The sequence below is a fragment of the Terriglobales bacterium genome (assembly GCA_035651655.1).
Taxonomy (GTDB): Bacteria; Acidobacteriota; Terriglobia; order Terriglobales; family Acidobacteriaceae; genus DASRFG01.
The window spans coordinates 84893-105129 of sequence record DASRFG010000028.1 but is presented as its reverse complement, the minus strand read 5'-3'; the positions used below and the strand labels follow the sequence as shown (position 1 = coordinate 105129).

Sequence of the window (20237 nt, the reverse complement as noted above, 5' to 3'; positions counted from 1 at the left end):
CGGGGCGCGACTGCACCGGCTCCCAAGCAGCATCTGTAACTTGCATCCAAGTTGTGCGACAGTAGCGCCATGGAAGACGTGCGGGTAAACAACTGGGTAGAGCTCAACGTCCAGCTTTACGAGAAGAGCTGGAGTGACTCGCTTCAGCGATTTCGATCCGACTACGCCTATCGCGGCATGCCCGATGCCGCCGAAGACCTTACCACCACGCTGATGCGACTGGGCGGCAACTACCGCGAGATGGAACGCCACCTCCTCCGCAATTTCAGAAAGTACGCTTACCAGGGAGCGGTTGCCGATACCTCTGAATGGAATTGGCTGGCCGTGGCGCAACACCATGGTTTGCCGACCCGCCTCCTCGATTGGACCTATTCACCTTATGTCGCTTTGCACTTTGCCACCGAAAATCTCGAGCTGTACGATCGTGATGCCATGGTTTGGTGCGTGAACTATGTGGCATTGCACAAGCTGCTCCCGCGAAAATTGCGGGAGATACTCAATCGCGAGCGGTCGAACGGTTTTACAGTGGAAATGCTGACCCAGGCCACGCACACCATTCGCGACCTTGAAAAGCTGGCGCGGACGGAGTTCGCATTGTTTTTTGAGCCGCCGTCACTGGATTCGCGGATCGTCAACCAGTACGCGCTGTTCTCCATGATGTCGAGTCCCGCGGCCCGCCTTGACGAATATCTGGCCCGCCGCCACTCTGACCTGGTACGCCGCATCATTATTCCCGCGAAATTGAAATGGGAGATCCGCGACAAGCTCGACCAGGCCAACATCACCGAGCGCGTGCTATTCCCCGGACTCGACGGACTGGCGCGCTGGCTCAGACGGCATTACACTCCCACACAGATCATGCCGCCGACAAAGGCCAAGCGCCTGTCACGGAAACACTGAGGACTTCTGAAGCAAGTACTGGCAATTTCGACAAAAGCTTACGGCGGCCACAGTATGGTGGCGCCACTGAAGCGGGTGTTGATCTGTGCACCGGAAAGCGTCGGGTGGGAGAACGGCCAGAACTGGAGTGAACTCGGCTATGGCCACGCTCCCGATTTTGCCCGCGCCCAGGCTCAGCACGCGGCCTTGCGCCAGGAACTGGAAGCGGTAGGCGCGGAGGTTCTCTCCCTGCCAAAGCGCGATGGGTTGTCCCTGGACGCAGTGTATGTGCATGATGCGTCCTTCATCACCAGCTTTGGAGCTGTTTTGCTGGCTATGGGTAAAACCGGACGTCGTGCTGAACCATCGAGTCACCGGGAGTTCTACCAGAGTCTCGGCATCGCGGTTTTGGGAGAAATCAGAGCGCCAGGTACGGTTGAGTCCGGCGACCTGGTATGGCTGGATGACAGGACCGTGCTCGCGGGGCACAGCTTTCGCACTAATGCCGACGGCATCGAGCAATTGCACAACTTGCTTGCCCCCCATGGGATTACAGTCCTTTCCGCGCCATTGCCCTATGCTGCCGGCCCGGCCTGTTGTCTTCACTTGATGTCGCTGATGAGCGTGCTCGACGAGCACACGATGTTGGTTGACCTTCCTCTGCTGGCAGTAGAGACCGTGGAGTTATTGCGAGAAGGCGGCTTCGACTTCATCTCCATTGACGCCTCGGAACGCGATTCGCTGGCCTGCAATGTGCTGGCATTGGGAAATCGGCGTTTGCTTGCCATAGAGCAGAACCAACGCAGCAATCAACGTTTGTTAGAGGCGGGCTTCGACGTCCGTACTTTTCCCGGCGACGAGATCGGGATTAATGGCGGGGGCGGTCCCACCTGCCTGACGCGGCCAATTCTGCGCGGCTGAGTAGCGCCGGCATCCTGCCCGCCTTGGCCTGTTAGAATCAAAGAGCGATGGTTCTTCCCTTCGTCCGCGAACTCTTCGCGGGCGTGGAAAAGTTGCCCACCTTCTCGCGTGTCGCCTCCCATCTGAAAGAGGGCACCGGGCGGATACGTGTCTCTGGACTGATCCCGACCGCGAAATCGCTTTTAACAGTTTTGCTCCGTCGCGCCGCCGACCGACCCCTTATTGTGGTTGTCCAGAACAATCGTGCTGCCGAGGAACTGGTTCCAGTGCTGCGTTCGCTGGCGGAAGTGACGGGCGCCGCCGAGCCTGAATCGGTGATCTCGTTTCCGGCGCGCGATGTGCTTCCCTTCCAAAATCTCTCGCCCCATCCGGAGATCCAGGAAGAACGCGCCACCGCGCTATGGAAAATGGCTACTGGGGCAGCTTCCATCGTAGTCGCCCCGGTCGCAGCCACCGCGGTACGACTGCGTTCAGCCGAATACTATGCCGACCTGGCGCGAGTAATTCGCCGTTCCGAGACGGTTGAAATAGACGCCCTGCAGCAGCATCTGAACTCGGTCGGCTATGCCGCCACCGACGTGGTGGAGATGCCGGGAGAGTACGCCTTGCGTGGCGGCATCCTTGACGTGTACTCGCCGGAAGCCGATCGGCCGGTCCGCATTGAGTTGTTCGGCGATGAGGTTGAATCCATCCGCAAGTTCGATCCCGGTACGCAACGATCTGCTGCCGCGGTGGATGAGGCGGTGCTGCTGCCGTTGACGGAAACTCCGGTCCAGGAAGAACTTCTAGGCGCGGTGCATGCGCGGCTTTCGGGCAGGCGGATTGCCGGTTCCGAAGCAGTAGTTGAAGAGGCGATCCGCGAGAGTGGCGTAACTGTTTTTCCCGGGTGGGAGTTCTATGCTCCTGTGGCCGGCGCTACCCACTCCATTTTTGATCTTTTGCCACGCGCCGCGGTGGTGTTCGACGAGCCTGCTCTCCTGGAGACCGAGTTAGCAAGCTTTTGGGAGAAGCTGACCGAACTGCACGAGCGCAGCGGAATTGGCAACCTGGTACGTCCCGACGAGCTTTATTTCCCGGCGGCAGAGTGGCTACAGCACATTGAGAGTTTGCCGGTCCTTGAGCTCGAGCACCTCGGAATCGCGCGAGCGGACGAAGCTGAAGCCCTGACGCTCGCCTCGCAGCCCACTCCTCGTTTTCACGGGTCGGTGCCGGCCATGGTGGAAGAGCTGCAGCGTCTTACGGCCGAGGGAAAACAAGTCTTGTTTGCCGCTGGCAGCACCGGTGAGGTTGAACGTCTAGCGGACATCTTCACTGAGTATAACGTGCCCTTCCGTTTGGGGTCGCAGCTCCGTCCCGGCGGTGAGAGTTATGTGGATGAGACCGCCTATTTTTCGGGAGAGGTTTACACCACAACGGTTGTGAAGGCGTACGTGTCTGATGGCGCCATTCTGCCTGACGCAGGTCTGGTGATTCTTGGCTCGCGCGATCTTTTCGATGAATCGGAGGCGGTGATCAGCCGTCCTACGCGGCCGAAGTCGAAAGTTTCCGCGTTTCTCTCGGATTTCCGCGACCTCGCCGTCGGCGATTACGTGGTCCATGTGGAGCACGGCATTGGCATTTATCAGGGCTTGCGGGAGATTCCTCAGGGCGACGGCACGGCGGAGTTCATGCTGCTCGAGTACGCCGAAGGCGCCAAGCTCTATGTGCCCCTCACCCGCCTCGATCTGATTCAAAAATATCGTTCTGCCGACGGGGGCAAACCCGTCCTGAGCCGTTTAGGGACCGCCGCCTGGGCCAAGACGAAGGCGCGTGTCAAAAAAGCCATGCAGGACATGGCGGACGAACTCCTGAAGTTGTATGCCCAACGCCGGCTGGCGCAAGGACATGGCTTTCCTGCGGATACCGAGTGGCAGCGTGAGTTTGAAGATGCCTTCGAGTACAGCGAAACCGAAGACCAGGAACTCGCAATTGCGGACGTGAAGCGGGACATGGAATCGCAACAGCCGATGGACCGACTGTTGTGTGGTGATGTGGGTTACGGCAAGACCGAGGTCGCCATGCGCGCGGCTTTCAAGGCGGTCGGCGATAACCGCCAGGTTGCGGTGCTGGCTCCTACCACGGTGCTCGCGTTTCAGCATTTTGAGACATTCAAAAACCGCTTTGCCGCTTTTCCGATTACGGTCGAGATGATCAGCCGCTTCCGCAGCGCCCGCCAGCAGAAAGAGATTTTGCAGAAGGTTGAGGCGGGAAAAGTTGACATCCTCATTGGCACGCATCGCCTGCTTTCCAAAGATGTCAAGTTTGCCGATCTTGGCCTCCTCGTCGTGGATGAGGAACAGCGTTTTGGCGTCCGCCATAAGGAACGACTCAAGCAGATCAAGAAAGAAGTAGACGTCCTGACCATGTCGGCAACCCCCATCCCGCGCACCTTGCATATGTCGCTGGTCGGCCTTCGCGACATGAGTGTGATTGAGACTCCTCCCAAAGACCGCATGGCGATCCAGACGGTGGTCGCGGCATGGGATGAAAAGCTTATTCAGTCTTCCATCCAGCAAGAACTGGAGCGCGGCGGGCAGGTTTATTTCGTGCACAACCGAGTGGAAAGTATTTATGAAATCGCTGCCAAAATTCAGGAACTGGTACCTGGCGCGCGCGTGATCGTGGGGCACGGGCAGATGTCGGAAGGAGAGCTCGAAAAGGTGATGCTCAACTTCATGCATCACAAATCGGACGTGCTGGTCGCGACCACGATCATTGAGAACGGCCTCGATATCCCGCTGTGCAACACCATTATCATCAATCGGGCCGATCGCTACGGGCTCTCCGAGCTGTATCAGTTGCGCGGCCGGGTTGGACGTTCGAATCGCCGCGCCTATGCGTATCTCTTGATCCCCGCCGAAGCTGAATTGACCCCACTGGCTCGTCGCCGCCTGGCCGCGCTCAAGGAATTTTCAGACCTCGGCGCCGGCTTCAAGATCGCCGCGTTGGACCTGGAGCTACGCGGTGCAGGAAATCTGCTGGGCGCGGAACAAAGTGGCGAAATCAATGCCGTCGGCTTCGAACTCTATACCACCATGCTGGAGCGCACCGTCCGCGAAATCAAGGGCGAGCAGGCGCCGGAAGAGGTAGAGACCCAACTCAATCTCGGCCTGAACATTCGCATTCCTGCCGATTACATAGGTGAGGAAAACCAGCGTCTGCGGATGTACAAGCGCGCGGCGGGAGTGGAGAACGAAAATCAGCTCGCCGACGTGCGGAGCGAGTTGCAAGACCGCTACGGTGAACCTCCAGCTCCGGTACGTAACCTGCTTGATTATGCGGCGTTGAAGCTCATCTGCCAGCGCCTAGGCGTAGCCGCGGTTGAGCGCAAGCGCGATCTTTTGAGTATCCGCTTCACTGAGCGAGCTGCCATTGACCCGGACAAGCTGGCACGCTTTGTCTCTTCACAGGCGGGGGCGCAGTTCAGTCCTGGGGGGACGCTGAAATTTTTCCTGAAGGCAACTCAGCCGGAAGAAGTGCTCAGCCGGGTTCGCGGCGTGCTGGAGCAACTGGCAGGAGAGCCGGCCCCGGGAGGGACTCCACCCTCCGCCGGCGTGCAGGTGATGTGATCTGGCCCACAACCACGGAACACATAGAGGAATCTCCGCCGTAGCGCATTGGCAACGCAGAGTCCCGCCGTGGAACTTCTGCGTGTGATAGGCTTTACAGCTTTGCCGGTTCGAGATTGTTCATGAGAATGTCCGCCTGCAGCATCCAAATCAAGGTGCTCTGTTTATTGATAGTTTCCTTTGTCCTAACAGGTAACGCTTTGCCCAAGAGTTTTCCCCAACAGACCGCAGGAACACCGGGCGCCACCGCCAACGCGCAATTTGACGAGCTGGTTGACCAGTACTTTGATGATTATTTTCAGTTTCATCCTAGCGACGCGACGGCCACGGGCTTTCACCAATACGACTCGAAGCTGGAAGACTACTCGCGAGCGGGCATTGATAGGGAGATCGCTTCCGTCAGAGAGTACCAGCGCAAGTTCGCAGCCATAGGGACCCCGGCCATTCCCGCCGCGGCCGACCTTGAACTACTACGCAGCACCATTGATGGCCGCCTGCTTGAGTTGGAAACGATCCGCATGTGGGAGAAGGACCCGGACCGCTACTCCGCCGGTATCACAGCGAGTGTTTTCGTCATCATGAGCCGTAGTTACGCCCCGCCAGAGGTGAGGCTGCGCGCCGTGATTGACCGAGAGCGGCAGATGCCGCAAGCCCTGGCGGCGGCACGCCACAATCTGAAGGATCCTCCGCGCATCTACACCGAAGTCGCCTTACAGCAAGTGCCCGGCATTATCGGTTTCTTTCAGAAGGATGTTCCTCAAGCGTTCGCGGCTGTGAAGGACCAGAAATTGCTGTCGGAGTTCGGTGCAGCAAACCAGCAGGTAATCGGAGCGCTCCGCAATTACGAGAATTTTCTGCGGCATGATTTGTTGCCCGTCTCCCAAGGTGATTTCCGCATCGGAGCGGAGAACTATCGCAAGAAACTGCTGGATGAAGAGATGGTAGACATTCCCCTGGACCGGCTGGTCGAGATCGGAATGGCCGACCTGCGCCACAATCAACAGGCATTCAAAGACACCGCCGCCAAAATCGATCCTAAACGCGACCCCCAGGACATTCTTCACGAACTCGAGAAGGACCATCCTGCTCCTGATCAGCTACTGAAAACATTCCGCAGTGTTCTGGGTGGTTTGAAGGACTGGATTGAGGCGCACCACATCGTCACTGTCCCTTCCCCAGTACCGCCTATCGTGGAGGAGACGCCCCCGTTTGCCCGCGCCCTCACTTTCGCCTCCATGGATACTCCGGGCGCTTATGAGACCAAAGCCAAAGAGGCCTACTTTAACGTGACCCTGCCGGAGCCCAACTGGCCGCGAAAAGAAGTGGAAGAGCACATGGCCAGCTTCAACCGCGGAACTATCATCAGCACCGCAGTTCATGAAGTTTATCCCGGACACTACACGCAGTTCTTGTGGGTGCAAGAAGCCCCTTCAAAGACGCGCAAGATCATCGCCGTCGGCTCCAATGCCGAGGGATGGGCGCACTATTGCGAACAGATGATGCTGGATGAGGGATACGGCAACGGAGATCTCAAGCTCCGCCTTGGCCAAATCCAGGACGCGCTGCTGCGCGATGCGCGCTACATAGTTGGAATCCAGATGCATACCGGCAAGATGACTTTCGATCAAGGAGTCGAGTTCTTCCAGAAAGAAGGGCTTCAGACGCATGCCGTCGCCGAACGTGAGACCAAACGCGGGACATCTGATCCCACATACCTGGTATACACCCTGGGCAAACTCCAAATTTTGAAGCTGCGCGAAGATTACAAGCAGGCAAAGGGCAATGCCTACACGCTGCAGCAATTCCACGATGAGTTCATGAAGCAGGGTTCGGTTCCCATCAAGATCATACGTAAACAAATGCTAGGAAATGATTCCCCTGTCCTCTAACTGGGCCTTAATTACATAGAGCGATGAAGCAACGAGTCCGCAAAGCCGTTTTTCCTGTCGCTGGTCTGGGCACGCGTTTTCTGCCTGCCACCAAGGCCCTGCCCAAAGAGATGTTGCCGCTCGTAGACAAGCCCATCATTCAGTACGGGGTGGAAGAGGCACTGGCGGCGGGCTGCGACCAGATCATCCTGATCACTGGCCGGGGCAAAACCGCCATCGAGGACCATTTCGATGTCAGCTACGAGCTCGAGAAGATGCTGGAGGAGCGCAACAAGACCGAATTGCTCACCGTGGTTCGGCAGATCTCAGACATGATTCACGTGGCCTACGTGCGGCAAAAAGAAGCACTGGGGCTTGGTCACGCCGTTCTCATGGCGCGCGAGTTGGTGGGCAACGAACCCTTTGCGGTGCTGCTCGCCGACGACATCATTGATGGTTCAGTTCCTTGCCTTAAGCAAATGATGGACGTCTTCGAGGAGACCCAGTCTTCGGTGCTTGCCATTCAGGAAATCGATTCGGCGAACATCTCGGCATATGGTGTTCTCGATGCTAAGCCTGCGCCCGGCCGATTCGCGGGCCGGTTATACGAAATCTCAAATCTAGTCGAGAAACCCAAGCGGGAGGAGGCGCCTTCCAATCTCGCAATTGTTGGCCGCTACATTCTTACTCCCAAGGTCTTTGAGACGCTTGCGCGCACTCCTCTGGGTTCGGGGGGCGAACTGCAGCTTACTGATGGAATGAAGATGCTTTTGCGGCAGGAGAAAATGTACGGCTATGTATTCGAAGGCACGCGCCACGACACTGGTGACAAGTTAGGCTTCCTGAAGGCTACGGTTGAATTTGCGCTTAAGCGGCGCGACCTTGGCCGGGAGTTCCGCGATTACCTGAAACAGCTCAAGCTCTGAACATCTATTTTTCCGCCGCTTTTAACTTGCGCGATTTCTCTTCCACTCCCCGCGCGAGCTTCTCTTTATAGCTCGAAAGTTTTGTCGCCAAGCCACTATCTCCAATGGCAAGCACTTGTGCCGCCAAAATTCCGGCATTGGTGGCGCCCGGTTTACCGATGGCGACGGTCGCGACTGGAATACCGGCCGGCATCTGCACGATTGCCAGCAACGAGTCCAGGCCTTGCAACGTAGTGGACGGTATGGGAACTCCGATCACCGGCAGTATTGTGTGCGCCGCGATCACTCCTGCCAGGTGCGCGGCGCCGCCTGCTCCCGCAATAATCACTCGAACGCCACGGCCCGCAGCTTGACTGGCATATTCGCTGGTGCGCGCCGGAGAACGGTGGGCAGAAGTCACATCCATTTCGTAGGAAATGCCAAATTCATCCAGAATTCTGGCGGCTTCGCGCATGATCTCCAGATCGGAGTCGCTTCCCATTACGATTGAGACTAGTGGTTTGTTTGTCATGATGGCTTTCTAAACTGCGAATAAAATGGTCCCTCACTTCTTAAGCGCGGAGGTTAATCGCTCGGGCGCCAATGTCTTTCCTGTAATGCATGTTCTCAAACCCGATCCCAGCTACGGCGTCATAAGCTCGCGTGATTGCCTCTTTTAAGCTGGGGGCGCGGGCGGTAACTCCCAGTACGCGGCCGCCAGTTGTATAGTACGTGTTGTCTCTTCGGCTGGTACCCGCGTGAAACACCTTCACTCCGGGCTTCTGTGCCGCCTGCTCCAATCCTACAATTTTTTTCCCCGCCTCGAATGTTCCCGGGTATCCACCCGAAGCCATGACCACACATGCCGCTGCATCGGGCGACCATTTAAAATCGCCGTCACTCACGCGACCCTCAATGGACGCCTCCATGGCGTCCACCAAGTCGCTCTCCAGGCGCATGAGAATGGGCTGGGTTTCGGGATCACCGAAGCGGCAATTGAATTCCAACACCATGGGCCCTTTGGCGGTCATCATCAGACCGCAGTAAAGAACTCCGCGGTACTCCGCGCCCTCCGCCTTCATGCCGGCAACCACCGGGCGGGCGACATGCGCCACCAGCCAATCCCGCATTTTGGGATCGAGCATGGCATCGGTGGAAAATGCACCCATTCCGCCAGTGTTCGGCCCGCTATCGCCGTCGCCAACTCGCTTGTAATCCTGCGCCGCAACCAGAGGCGCCACTCGTTCGCCGTCGCTGATCACGAGAAACGAGAGCTCTTCACCTTGCAAGCATTCTTCCAGGACCACCCGCAGCCCGGCTTCCCCAAGCATCTTTCCGCTTAGCATCTCGGAGGCAACGGTTGCGGCTTCCTCCTTGGTCTGCGCGATCACCACGCCCTTTCCCGCCGCCAGTCCGTCTGCCTTCACCACCACAGGGGCATGGAGATGGGCCAAGGCATCCTTCACATCATCCGGAGATAAGCAGATGGCGTAGTGAGCGGTCGGAATGCGGTGCCGCTGAAGAAATTCCTTGGCAAAACTCTTGCTGGATTCAAGCCGTGCTGCTGCTTGCGTAGGGCCGAAAATTCGCCAGCCCCGTCGCCTGAACTCATCAACAATTCCCAGACTGAGGGGTAGTTCAGGGCCCACCACCGTTAAATCCGGCTGGATTCCATTGGCAACCGCGATCAGCGAGTCCAGGCTTTTGATGTCCGCCTGAAGACATTCGGCTTCCTCGCAGATGCCGCCATTACCAGGCGTGCTATAGACCCGCGAAACGCGCGGAGACTGGCGTAATTTCCACACCAGCGCGTGTTCGCGTCCGCCGCTTCCGATCACCAGAACTTTCATGTCTCGGCCTAGAGGAAACCACAGACTAGGAGGCATTGCGGTTGATGTCAAACCCCAGCAGCACGGCGTGTAAACTGTTGCCCTGGTGGAAGCCTCTCCTCAAACTGCTGCTGAGAAAGATGTGTGGAAGCGAAAGTGGTTTCCCGCCTTTCGCCGGGCCGAGGTGTGGTCCTATTTTGGACCAGCGTTTGTCGCCAGCATCGCCTATATAGATCCCGGCAACTTTGCCACCAATATTCAGGGGGGCACGGAGTACGGATACGACTTGCTGTGGGTGTTGCTGTGGTCGAATGCCATGGCCATTCTGATCCAGTTCCTGTCTGCCAAGTTGGGAATCGCGACGGGACGGACCTTGCCGCAGAATTGCCGAGCCCACTTTTCCAAGGCCGCGAATCTAGGACTCTGGGTAGCGGCCGAACTGGCCGCTCTGGCCACCGATCTTGCCGAGTTTCTCGGCGCCGCGCTGGGTTTTTACCTCCTCTTCCACATCAACATGCTGGTGGCGGCGCTGCTTACCGGGGTATGCGTTTTCCTCATCCTGGCCTCGGAATTGTATGGGTTCCGCCGTCTGGAACAGGTAATCATGCTGTTTGTGTTTGGCATCGCTGCTTGCTATGCCATCGAAATTTTCCTGGCACACCCAAATTGGAGCGCTGTCGCCCGGCACATTGTGGTCCCCAAACTCACCAGCGGCAGCGTCTATATCGCAGTAGGAATGTTGGGGGCGACGGTCATGCCCCATGTGGTCTATCTTCATTCGGCATTGGTGCAACATCGTATGACCGGGGACGGGTACAACTGCCCCACCGGACAATGGCTGACTCGCCTGAAGCATGCCCGCTACGAGTTGCTGGACGTGCTGGCGGCGATGAACGGCGCCTGGCTGGTGAACTCGGCCATGGTTATCATGGCCGCGGCTGTATTTGCGCACTCCGGGCGCACGGTTGCCTCCATCGAGCAGGCACATGAGACGTTGCGCCCCCTGCTTGGGCCACTCTCCGCTGCGGCTTTCGCGATTGCGCTCTTGCTCTCTGGGCTGGCTTCCTCGACGGTCGGCACCATGGCCGGACAGGTGATCATCGAAGGCTTTCTCGACATCAAGTTCCCGATCTTTCTGCGGCGGTTCATCACCATGGTGCCCGCCATTGCGGTGATCGGTATGGGACTGGATCCGCTGCGCATCTTGGTTCTCTCGCAGGTCTTCCTCAGTTTTGCTTTGCCCTTCGCGCTGATCCCGCTGATCATGTTCACCCGCCGCCCGGAGTTGATGGGCGACCTCACCAACAGTCGCTCGACCAACGTTTTCGCCTATCTCATCGCTTTTGTCGTTCTTGGGCTTAACGGACTGCTGCTCTACCAAACTTTCGGCGGAAAGTTCTAAACTATAGATTCGGTCTGAGTTCTCGGTTTCGCCAGGTGTGAACTGAGTGCTCGCAACTGCCGATTGTGCAATAGGAATGAGTACTAGGAACTCAAACTCATATGAATAGCTTCGGAAGCCGTGCGTCCCTGCGAGTAGGATCCCGCGAATACGAAATCCACCGCCTTGATGCGCTTGATAAGCAGGGTATCTCGACAAAACATTTGCCGTATTCGCTGCGCATTTTGTTGGAGAACCTACTGCGCACCGAAGACGGGCGCGCGGTAAAGGCCGACGACATCAGATCGCTGGCTGCATGGAGAAATGCTGTCCACGCGGAACACGAGATTTCATTTACCCCCAGCCGGGTACTGATGCAGGATTTCACCGGCGTGCCGGCGGTGGTGGATTTGGCGGCCATGCGCGACGCCATGGCTCGATTGGGCGGCGACCCCAGCTTGATCAATCCTATCCAGCCGGCAGAGCTGGTAATTGACCACTCGGTGCAGGTGGATGAGTTCGGCAGCGTGGGCGCGTTCGATATTAACGCGGCCCTGGAGTTCCAGCGCAACCGTGAGCGCTATGCTTTCCTTCGATGGGGCCAGTCGGCATTTCGGAATTTCGCCATCGTTCCCCCGGACACGGGAATCGTTCACCAGATAAACCTGGAGTTCTTGGCGCGAGTTGTGTTTGTGCACGAAGCCGACGGAAAGCGCTCCGCCTATCCTGACACGCTGGTGGGGACCGATTCCCACACCACGATGATCAACGGCCTCGGCGTCTTGGGCTGGGGAGTAGGGGGCATCGAGGCCGAAGCGGCCATGCTCGGCCAGCCGGTTTCTATGCTGATTCCGCAGGTAGTAGGCGTACGCCTTACCGGCCAACTGCGGGAAGGATCCACCGCAACCGATCTGGTACTGACCATCACCGAGATGCTGCGCAAGCACGGTGTGGTTGGGAAGTTCGTCGAATTTTACGGCCCGGGTTTGCCCGCGCTCTCGCTGGCTGATCGAGCGACCATCGCAAACATGGCGCCCGAATACGGTGCAACTTGCGGCATCTTTCCGGTTGACCAGGAAACCTTGCGTTACCTGCAACTGACGGGACGCAGCGACGAGCAGATCGCGTTGGTCGAAGCCTATTGCAAGGAGCAAGGCCTCTTCCACACCGCAAAGATGCCCGACGCGCAGTACTCGGAGCTGCTGACGCTGGACTTGAGCACTGTGGAACCCAGCCTGGCTGGCCCCAAGCGGCCCCAGGACCGAGTGCCCCTCTCGCAGGCCGCTAGATCGTTCCACGAGGCGCTTCCCAGCCTGACCCGTCCAGCCAAGGGGGGAGGAGCAACCGCTGCACTCGCGGCAAAGCACCCGGTGGCGAGACAGGTCGGAAGATGGGAAGGCGAGGGCGGCAACCCTACAGCGGTTGGGGTCGAAGACCAGGAAATGCCGGCTGCAGGCACACCCATCTCAGCAGACTTGAAGCGTAACCTGCACAACGGCAGCGTTGTCATCGCCGCGATTACCAGCTGTACCAATACTTCCAACCCTTCAGTGATGATTGCGGCCGGGCTGGTGGCCAAGAAGGCGACCGAGCGCGGACTCTCGGTACCAGGATGGGTGAAGAGTTCCCTGGCGCCAGGGTCAAAAGTTGTGCGGGATTATCTAGAGCGGGCTGGTCTGCAGCCCTATCTCGACAAGCTTCGCTTCAACGTGGTGGGTTACGGCTGCACGACTTGCATCGGAAACTCCGGCCCGCTGCCGGCCGAGATTTCGGAAGCCATTGAAGAAGGGGATCTGGTGGTCGCCTCGGTACTTTCCGGAAACCGCAATTTCGAAGGCCGAATCAACTCCGAGGTTCGCGCTAACTATCTGATGTCTCCGCCCTTGGTGGTGGCTTTCGCTCTCGCCGGCAGAATTGACATCGACCTGCGTAACGAGCCACTGGGGCGCGACCGCACAGGCAAGCCGGTTTTTCTATCAGAGATCTGGCCGTCGCAAAAAGAGGTCAACGAAGCCATTGCGGCCGCGATCGAGGCCAAGATGTTTCATAAGAGCTACTCGGACGTGTATGCGGGCGACGAGCGCTGGCGATCTTTGCCGGTGCCCAAGGGCGAGACTTATGCCTGGGATGCCGCCTCTACATACATTAAGCAGGCTCCCTATTTTGATCGAATGCCTAAACAACCGCAGCCGGTGGAGGACATTCGCGGCGCGCGCGTGCTGGCGAAGTTGGGCCACAGCGTTACCACCGACCACATCTCACCGGCAGGATCAATCAAGGTGGACAGTCCCGCCGGAAAATATCTGATGGCGCATGGGGTACAGGCCAAGGACTTTAACTCCTACGGTTCGCGGCGCGGCAACCATGAGGCGATGGTGCGCGGCACGTTTGCCAATGTGCGCCTGCGCAATAAGCTGGTGCCCAGCCTTGAAGGGGGCTTTACCCGTCATTTGCCGGATGGCAAAGAAATGACCATTTTCGAGGCTTCAGAAAAATATCAGCAGGAGGGAGTGCAGCTGATCATCCTCGCCGGCAAAGAATACGGCTCAGGTTCTTCACGCGATTGGGCCGCCAAAGGACCGCTCTTACTGGGAGTCCGAGCGGTGATCGCCGAAAGTTACGAACGCATTCACCGCTCAAATCTAGTCGGCATGGGGGTGCTTCCGCTGCAATTCCTGGCCGGTCAGGATCCCGACACTTTAGGGCTCACCGGCGAAGAAGTGTACGAGATCAAAGGTCTACCGCCGATCGTGGAAAAGTTCCCACCGGAGCGAGTGGTGCAGGTAAACGCACGCTCAGCTGACGGAAAGACCGTGAATTTTCAAGCCCAAGTACGCATCGATACTCCACAAGAGGCCCTCTATTACCAACATGGCGGCATCTTGCAGTACGTACTTCGCCAGTTGCTCGCGGGCAAGCCTAAGCCGGAAGTGGTGAGTCCGGGCATGAAGACGGTGGCAGACGTAAAGTCGGGCAGCAGCATCACGTAGTTCGTCTGTGTGCTCTACAAAGCTCCGGTTGCTGATTATCCATCCCCATGCCTGGAGTGAGTGCAAAACGCTTTCCGGCCAGACGCAAGCGCTTGCGACCCAGGAATGTTCGTCAGAAGCTGGGCTTGTTCTGTTCACCCCGCTTTTTCAGTTCCTGCTGGGCCTTCTGATCGGCTGCTTTTTTCTCGTTGGCCGTGTTCATCGCCGCTCTATAGGCGTAGGGCAAGTTGACCAGCTCGACGGTGTAGGAGTTGAGCATACCGTCTGCAGAGGCGCTATTAAAACTTGCTTTGACGGCGAAATAGGATTTGAAACAGGTTTGTTCGACTTGGGTCGGTGCCGGTGGCAACCCGTTTCGCATATACAGACTGAACTGACCGCTGTTGCAGCCTTGCAGCGTTGGGTCGGCGGTTGCCAGCAGCTTGCCGCTCTGATCGAATATCCAGAACACGTAAAGGCCGCCGCCACCTTGGTCGTGGGTCATGGTCTCTTTTCCATATTTTTCACGCAAAGCTGTAAGCACGGTGTTCAGCATCAGAGGGGGCCCTGGATTCTGGTAAGCCTGAGATCGCGTGATCCACCACACCATCGGATCATTGGGCGCTAGGGTCAGGTTCACATTGGTACCTTCTCGACCCGTGGGATCACTAATGTTGAGCCCGAACCCCGAATCCGCCGGCCAAGCACTTCTCACGTTCACCGTTGACGAGCGCTTTTGAAGCTGAGCGCGCGCGGCCGACGCAGGCATGCCCGGATAGATGCCCATCAGGTCTGGAGTGCGTGGAGTTGGAGGAAGATTCTGCGCCGAGGTCTCCCAAACGCCGGCGACAAAGGCGAACAGAAGAACACCTGCCGAGAAAAGAATCCGCTTGCGAGACATAGAAAGTATCCTCCTTCGACACCGAAATCCAGATTCAGCCTACAACGGGGGCCCTGTACGCGATTTCGCGTCATCCTCTTGTTTTTTGGCCTTGGCATCGGCTTCCGCCTTCAGCCAGTTGTAACTAGCCCGCCCAGAGTTGTAAACGAGAGCGCCGCTTTCAAGGGTCGTCGTTAGCTGACTGAGTTGCGCGTTCGGCGGGGTTTCTTCGGCGACGCCGCGAGCGACAAAAACTACATAGGGCACGCAGCCCGGTGTATCTATAGTATTTCCCTTAATAGAGTTCGGCGACGTAGTGTCCAAGCTAATCTGTCCGTAGTCGCTCTGCGGCTCGCCATTCCCTCGGGGCAGTTCCTCAGGGTAAGCACAATACGCCGCGCTATTAGGCAAGCGGACCGGCAACTTCCCACTGAGGTCATAAATCCAGGCCAAGGGTCCGTTCTGGGAGAAGTTGTACTGCCCATACTTTTTGCGCAAAGATTCCAACAGGGTCGACGCCATTATCGGCTGACCGGCTGGCATTGCTATATAGCGCTCAATCTTAGAAACCAGCGGCGGGCTGGGCGGTTGGGTGAATTCCACGTTGATGTATTCGTAGCCCTTGCCATTGTTCGGCTCCTGAGCGGAAATGTAACGCGGCACGCGGGTAAAGGTTTCAACCCCAGGATGAAATAATCTTGTGTGGAGGACCTCAATTTTGAACGTGGACTTGTAAGCCTTGATGGCGGCCAAGGCCTGTGCGGGAGTCATGCCCAGCTTGATGCCCACGATGTCCACAAATCCGACGGAAGCGGCGATTTTCTTCAGAGCCTCCCGGCTGCAGCAATCGCCGTTTGCGGTTGACGAATCGGGCTCCGCCGCGCTTGACTGAACCGGAGAATTGGCCGGCTTTGTGGCCTGGCCCTGCGGAGCAGGCTGCTGCGACTTCGGATTTTGCTGTTGTTTCATCGCTCTCTTGTATGCGTCCTTCGCCGCCTGAATTGGATTCTGAAACTGCGCTGCTGCGCTCAGAACCGACAGGCTCGCCACCAACGCAACTCCAAAAACACACTTCGTCAATGTTCTTGCGGAGTAGATGGCCACGCTTTTTCCTCCTCTTCGGCCGCGAAACCACTGCGACGGTCCTGCCAAAGCAAAGACAATTTAGACGGTGGAACCGAAATTTCCGAGTTCGCGGATTATAGGCTCCTCCTGCGCTAGACACAACGTTCTGGAGCCCCAGACTACTAGTTCCGAGTGGATGGTCGGCAACTCGGAAACTGGGCTTCCTTTTCCCATAGCTTCCGGATAGCCCGTTATGCAGGTGTTTCTGCGATCGATTCACCCGATCCGATGTCAACTCGGTGCGGAGCAGGCGACAGTCACGGCACTCACGCCGGGCTATGAACTACTGCCGCTATGCGGCTTCACGATGTAAACGCGAGCAGAGCGATGTCTTAAGCTGGGCCGGCCTCGATGATCGCGTACACGCCGCGGGTGGGGATGCGGCGCAGCAGCAGAAAGCCACTCTCGGCAAAAAGCCGGGCGAACTCGTCGGGCGTGCGCTCGCGGCCGCCGGTGAGGACCATCATGTTGATGTCGAGATGATGGGCGAAATGCGGGCGATTGTCCGGTGGCAGCACGGTTTCTACGATCAGCAACTTGGCATGAGCCGGCGCCACGGCGCGGATCTGTCGCAAGATGGCAACGCACTGCTCATCGGTCCAGTCGTGGAGAACTTCCATCAGGACGTAGCAGTCGGATGGCGGCAAGGGGCCGCGGAAGAAATCGCCGCCCTGAAGCTCAAGGCGGTCAGCGGGAGCGACTTGCGCGACGACGTGCGGCTGGTCGAACAAAATACCGCGCGTCTGCGGCGCGGTTTGGAGGATGGCTTTCAACATGTGACCGAGGCCTCCGCCGATGTCGGCGACGGTCCCGAAGCCGGAGAAATCGTAGGCCGCGAGTACCGGACCGATGGCGCTTTCCGCTTTTCCCCGCATCGCGTCGTTGAAGAGTTCAAGGATGGCGGGATGATCATTAAAGTAAGCGAACACGCCACGCGGCTCAATTTTGCTTACACCAGTTTGTCCGGTGCGGATGACGTGTTCCATCTCGGCGTAGCTGTCCCAGAAGAGCGGACTCCCGACGAAGCGCACGTAGGAGCGAAGGGAATGCGGATGATCGCTGCGTAGCGCGCGCGAAAGCGGCGTGTGGGAGTATCCGCTGTCTCCGAAAGCGAACACGCCCTGCGAGCTCAGCAAACGCAGGACGCGGTTGAGTGAATCGGGGGCGGCGCCGACGGCCTGCGCCAGATCTGCTGCCGAGCGCGGGGCGTCGGACAGCGCGTCGGCAACTCCGATTTCCGCCACCGCTTGCAAGCATCGCGAAAACCAGTAGCCGGTTGCGAGCTGGACCACCTGCATGACCGCATCGGCGGCGGCGGGGCGTGCGGCCTCGAGGTGCGGGTGCTGGTTTTGTTGAGAATTCTCCTGCCACAGTTTCGGATCGGTTGCCATTGTTCACCCCACTGCGTGCCGCAAGTTAGGCACGGCTGAATTGGCGCAATTGTCTCACAAGCTCCCGAGGCCGAATGTCTGTCCGCTCCGGTTTTGCAATTTGGACGCGTGCCTGCTCCAATGGCGCCCATATACCCGAAGGATTCCGTTTAACTCCCGGATTGTCGGCAACTCGGAACTTATCCTCGGCGGTCACATGGCCTCGCAGTTCAGTCGCAAGCTTCCTCGCCATCGCCATTTGGAACGAAGTTCAAGTGCGGCAGCTTCCCCGAACTTCCGTAATCCACAGCCTAACCCCTTCGTTACGTGTGGCTTGGCGCACATCTTCCGGGGCTGTAATCAGACCCCAAGTGTTTGTAATTGGCTAATATCGTACGTGTGATGTAAGATGATGGCGCGTTTGATCGACAGCGGTAAGTCAAGCAGTAACTGCTTTTTTTAGCACCTGCCTGCACCACCCTGCGCTTGATCTCGCAAACTCAACAAGAAAAGGAACTAGCAACACCATGGAAACAGGAACAGTGAAGTGGTTCAATGACGCGAAGGGCTATGGCTTTATCAGCCGTCAGAATGGCGAAGACGTTTTCGTGCATTTCTCGGCGATCCAGGCAAGCGGCTTCCGCAGCTTGCAGGAGGGTCAACAAGTCCAGTTCGACGTCGTAAAGGGACCCAAGGGCTGGCAGGCAGAGAACGTAAAGCCTGTGTAATCTGAAACAGGAAAAAGAAGGGCGACTTCAGGGTCGCCCTTTTTCTTTAGTCTTTAAAGCTAGATTCCGACTGCCTCGTATTCACCCGTGCTGCGTTCACGCCTTTTAGGACGCGGAACGTCGTAGGGCGAGCGCATCGCCATGCGTCGTTGCCGCAGGCTGATGCCCGCTAGCAATGCCGCAACAATCACACCTCCCGCAATCGCGGCGCCGGCGAACGCCTTTCCCGGATTCAAGACCAGCGGCTCCGCAACTCGGCTGGTAGCGAGTGCCACTCGTCCGCTTCGCCCCATCGCTTCTTTAAAATCTTGCACGGCAGAGTCGCCGGCGCGTCCTAAAGCCCGATGCGAATACATGAGCCCGTAGCGCATGGGAACAGAATTGTCCGCGCCGCCGCGCACGATCACATGCTCGTCGCCAGTTTCCTCCTGTCGGTCCAGCAGTTCATCCAAGGCCGCTTGGATCCGACTGGGGCGGGTCCACTGTGAGCGGAACGCCACCCGGCCAGACTTGTCAATTATGTAAGTCGAGTTTGGCATGCTGCCGTATTTGCGGTGGAGCCTGCCATCAACATCGTCCACCAAAATCGGCATCTCAATGTTTTCTTCTTCCCGCAGCAGTTCCGCGGCTTCCTTTTTGTCGCCGTCTGACCGGTGCGCCGGCAGCTTATCGCCGGGATGCGCCTCGCGTACATAGGCGAAGAGAAACTGCACGTCATCGTCGGAATATTCATCGTAAAGCTGGTTCAGGCCGCGGATTGAGCCGGCGGTCGCTGGGCAGGTTGCCGATCCAAAAGTGAGCACCACATTCTGGCTGCCACGAAAATCACTGAGTTGGATAGTCTCACCATCCAAACTCTTTACTTTGAAATCTGGCGCCTTGTCCCCCGCCTGTGGGCCGCCAAATCTGTGCGTAGCAACGTCCTTCAGCAGCACGTTGCGCGTGAAGCGATCATAGTTGTATTTGGATCCAAACATGAAAGGCTCCGTCAGCTGAAAATGAGAACTGTGGCCGGCTTCCCGTCGAGTTCCGGTCTTTCCATATACGATGCCGAATAGGACAGCTTTTGTTTTCCCTCTTTATCTCAGAGCACCTCATAGCTCGCATTGATGGTTTGTTAAACTGTCCCTTTGACTACCTGTTTCACTGCGAGTGAGGATCTATGCCCGCCCTGGCGGTAGGAGAGGTGGCGCCTGACTTTGAATTGCTGGCCTGCACCGGGGAACAAATCTCTCCGGTGCGGCTCCGCGACTATCGTGGCCGAAAGAACGTGGTGCTGGCATTTCATCCTTTGGACTGGACCCCGACTTGATCCGCGCAAGTGCCGGCGTTCAATGCTGATCTCATCAGGTTCGCCGCACTCGATGCCCAGGTTCTGGGCATAAGTTGTGACCCTGTACCTTGTCACATCGCGTGGCAAAAAAAAAGTATCGGCCTCACTGACTTTCCTCTGTGCAGTGACTTCTTTCCTCACGGGCAGGTCGCAAGACGATATGGCATTTTTCGCGAAGGTCCGCCGATTCCCGGAATCAATGAACGCGCCGTGTTCATTGTGTCCAAAGAGGGGAAGATTGCTTTCAGCAAGGCTTATCCGTTGGATGAAACCCCGGAAAACGAAGAAATCATTGAGGCATTGCGTAAGGTTCACTCAACGGTGAAAACCTGATTTCAGTGGAAACAAAGTAGCTGGCTCTTGCTGCCGGCCTGCTCCTCAGACAACCAGCCCTTTTCCTGAGCCCTCGAACTAATGAGGAGTCGTCCTCAAAGCCTATAC

The 20237-nt window shown here is 57.6% G+C and carries 15 protein-coding genes; 9 read left to right on the top strand and 6 right to left on the bottom strand.

Translation table 11 applies throughout. The features are described from left to right. The first annotated feature begins 69 nt into the window (after nucleotides 1–69). The 5 genes from VFA76_14155 to galU all read left to right on the top strand — a co-directional run bounded on the left by VFA76_14155 (nucleotide 70) and on the right by galU (nucleotide 8202). The gene (locus VFA76_14155; GenBank protein ID HZR32984.1) at nucleotides 70–900 is read left to right on the top strand and encodes an FRG domain-containing protein; all 831 of its coding nucleotides are present in this window, start codon (nucleotides 70–72) and stop codon (nucleotides 898–900) included. A gap of 54 nt (nucleotides 901–954) precedes the next feature. Beyond that, the gene (locus tag VFA76_14150) at nucleotides 955–1800 is read left to right on the top strand and encodes an arginine deiminase family protein (protein ID HZR32983.1); all 846 of its coding nucleotides are present in this window, start codon (nucleotides 955–957) and stop codon (nucleotides 1798–1800) included. A gap of 47 nt (nucleotides 1801–1847) precedes the next feature. Further along, a complete protein-coding gene (gene mfd / locus VFA76_14145) occupies nucleotides 1848–5408 on the top strand; it encodes a transcription-repair coupling factor (GenBank protein HZR32982.1) in 3561 nt (1186 codons plus the stop codon). Nucleotides 5409–5530: 122 nt separating this feature from the next. Further along, on the top strand, nucleotides 5531–7297 hold the full coding sequence (locus tag VFA76_14140; protein ID HZR32981.1) for a DUF885 domain-containing protein: 1767 nt from the start codon (nucleotides 5531–5533) through the stop codon (nucleotides 7295–7297). A 23-nt stretch (nucleotides 7298–7320) separates the two neighbouring features. Then, entirely contained in the window at nucleotides 7321–8202 is an 882-nt protein-coding gene (galU, locus tag VFA76_14135) for a UTP--glucose-1-phosphate uridylyltransferase GalU (protein ID HZR32980.1), read from the top strand. A gap of 4 nt (nucleotides 8203–8206) precedes the next feature. Here the strand turns inward: galU and purE are convergent, their stop codons facing one another. After that, nucleotides 8207–8713 (bottom strand): 5-(carboxyamino)imidazole ribonucleotide mutase, encoded by a 507-nt coding sequence (gene purE, locus VFA76_14130; protein HZR32979.1) that lies wholly within the window; start codon nucleotides 8711–8713, stop codon nucleotides 8207–8209. Nucleotides 8714–8753: 40 nt separating this feature from the next. Beyond that, the gene (gene purD / locus VFA76_14125) at nucleotides 8754–10031 is read right to left on the bottom strand and encodes a phosphoribosylamine--glycine ligase (protein HZR32978.1); all 1278 of its coding nucleotides are present in this window, start codon (nucleotides 10029–10031) and stop codon (nucleotides 8754–8756) included. Nucleotides 10032–10152: 121 nt separating this feature from the next. Here purD and VFA76_14120 point away from each other — a divergent pair, with 121 nt between their 5' ends. Further along, nucleotides 10153–11412 (top strand): Nramp family divalent metal transporter, encoded by a 1260-nt coding sequence (locus VFA76_14120; GenBank protein ID HZR32977.1) that lies wholly within the window; start codon nucleotides 10153–10155, stop codon nucleotides 11410–11412. Nucleotides 11413–11513: 101 nt separating this feature from the next. Next, nucleotides 11514–14381 carry an aconitate hydratase AcnA gene (acnA, locus tag VFA76_14115; protein ID HZR32976.1) on the top strand — a complete coding sequence of 956 codons (2868 nt, stop codon included), beginning with the start codon at nucleotides 11514–11516 and terminating at the stop codon, nucleotides 14379–14381. 112 nt (nucleotides 14382–14493) lie between these two features. On the opposite strand, the gene VFA76_14110 is transcribed toward acnA, so the two are convergent. From VFA76_14110 to VFA76_14100, 3 genes are all read right to left on the bottom strand, one after another. Beyond that, nucleotides 14494–15261, bottom strand: coding sequence for a hypothetical protein (locus VFA76_14110; protein ID HZR32975.1), 768 nt, complete (start codon nucleotides 15259–15261; stop codon nucleotides 14494–14496). Between the two features lie 39 nt (nucleotides 15262–15300). Then, the gene (locus tag VFA76_14105) at nucleotides 15301–16344 is read right to left on the bottom strand and encodes a hypothetical protein (GenBank protein HZR32974.1); all 1044 of its coding nucleotides are present in this window, start codon (nucleotides 16342–16344) and stop codon (nucleotides 15301–15303) included. Between the two features lie 353 nt (nucleotides 16345–16697). After that, nucleotides 16698–17756 (bottom strand): methyltransferase, encoded by a 1059-nt coding sequence (locus VFA76_14100; protein ID HZR32973.1) that lies wholly within the window; start codon nucleotides 17754–17756, stop codon nucleotides 16698–16700. Between the two features lie 506 nt (nucleotides 17757–18262). On the opposite strand from VFA76_14100, the gene VFA76_14095 reads away from it, so the two are divergent. Beyond that, nucleotides 18263–18463 (top strand): cold-shock protein, encoded by a 201-nt coding sequence (locus VFA76_14095; GenBank protein ID HZR32972.1) that lies wholly within the window; start codon nucleotides 18263–18265, stop codon nucleotides 18461–18463. 59 nt (nucleotides 18464–18522) lie between these two features. Here VFA76_14095 and VFA76_14090 read toward each other — a convergent pair whose 3' ends face one another. Beyond that, nucleotides 18523–19440, bottom strand: a complete 918-nt coding sequence (locus VFA76_14090) for a redoxin domain-containing protein (GenBank protein HZR32971.1) — start codon at nucleotides 19438–19440, stop codon at nucleotides 18523–18525. Between the two features lie 185 nt (nucleotides 19441–19625). On the opposite strand from VFA76_14090, the gene VFA76_14085 reads away from it, so the two are divergent. Beyond that, nucleotides 19626–20129 carry a redoxin domain-containing protein gene (locus tag VFA76_14085; GenBank protein ID HZR32970.1) on the top strand — a complete coding sequence of 168 codons (504 nt, stop codon included), beginning with the start codon at nucleotides 19626–19628 and terminating at the stop codon, nucleotides 20127–20129. The last annotated feature ends 108 nt before the right edge of the window (nucleotides 20130–20237 follow it).

Coding starts and splice junctions, on each gene's coding strand:
- VFA76_14155 (HZR32984.1), top strand. CDS start 70: ATGGAAGACGTGCGGGTAAACAACTGGGTAGAGCTCAACGTCCAGCTT.
- VFA76_14150 (HZR32983.1), top strand. CDS start 955: ATGGTGGCGCCACTGAAGCGGGTGTTGATCTGTGCACCGGAAAGCGTC.
- mfd (HZR32982.1), top strand. CDS start 1,848: ATGGTTCTTCCCTTCGTCCGCGAACTCTTCGCGGGCGTGGAAAAGTTG.
- VFA76_14140 (HZR32981.1), top strand. CDS start 5,531: ATGAGAATGTCCGCCTGCAGCATCCAAATCAAGGTGCTCTGTTTATTG.
- galU (HZR32980.1), top strand. CDS start 7,321: ATGAAGCAACGAGTCCGCAAAGCCGTTTTTCCTGTCGCTGGTCTGGGC.
- purE (HZR32979.1), bottom strand. CDS start 8,713: ATGACAAACAAACCACTAGTCTCAATCGTAATGGGAAGCGACTCCGAT.
- purD (HZR32978.1), bottom strand. CDS start 10,031: ATGAAAGTTCTGGTGATCGGAAGCGGCGGACGCGAACACGCGCTGGTG.
- acnA (HZR32976.1), top strand. CDS start 11,514: ATGAATAGCTTCGGAAGCCGTGCGTCCCTGCGAGTAGGATCCCGCGAA.
- VFA76_14110 (HZR32975.1), bottom strand. CDS start 15,261: ATGTCTCGCAAGCGGATTCTTTTCTCGGCAGGTGTTCTTCTGTTCGCC.
- VFA76_14100 (HZR32973.1), bottom strand. CDS start 17,756: ATGGCAACCGATCCGAAACTGTGGCAGGAGAATTCTCAACAAAACCAG.
- VFA76_14095 (HZR32972.1), top strand. CDS start 18,263: ATGGAAACAGGAACAGTGAAGTGGTTCAATGACGCGAAGGGCTATGGC.
- VFA76_14090 (HZR32971.1), bottom strand. CDS start 19,440: ATGTTTGGATCCAAATACAACTATGATCGCTTCACGCGCAACGTGCTG.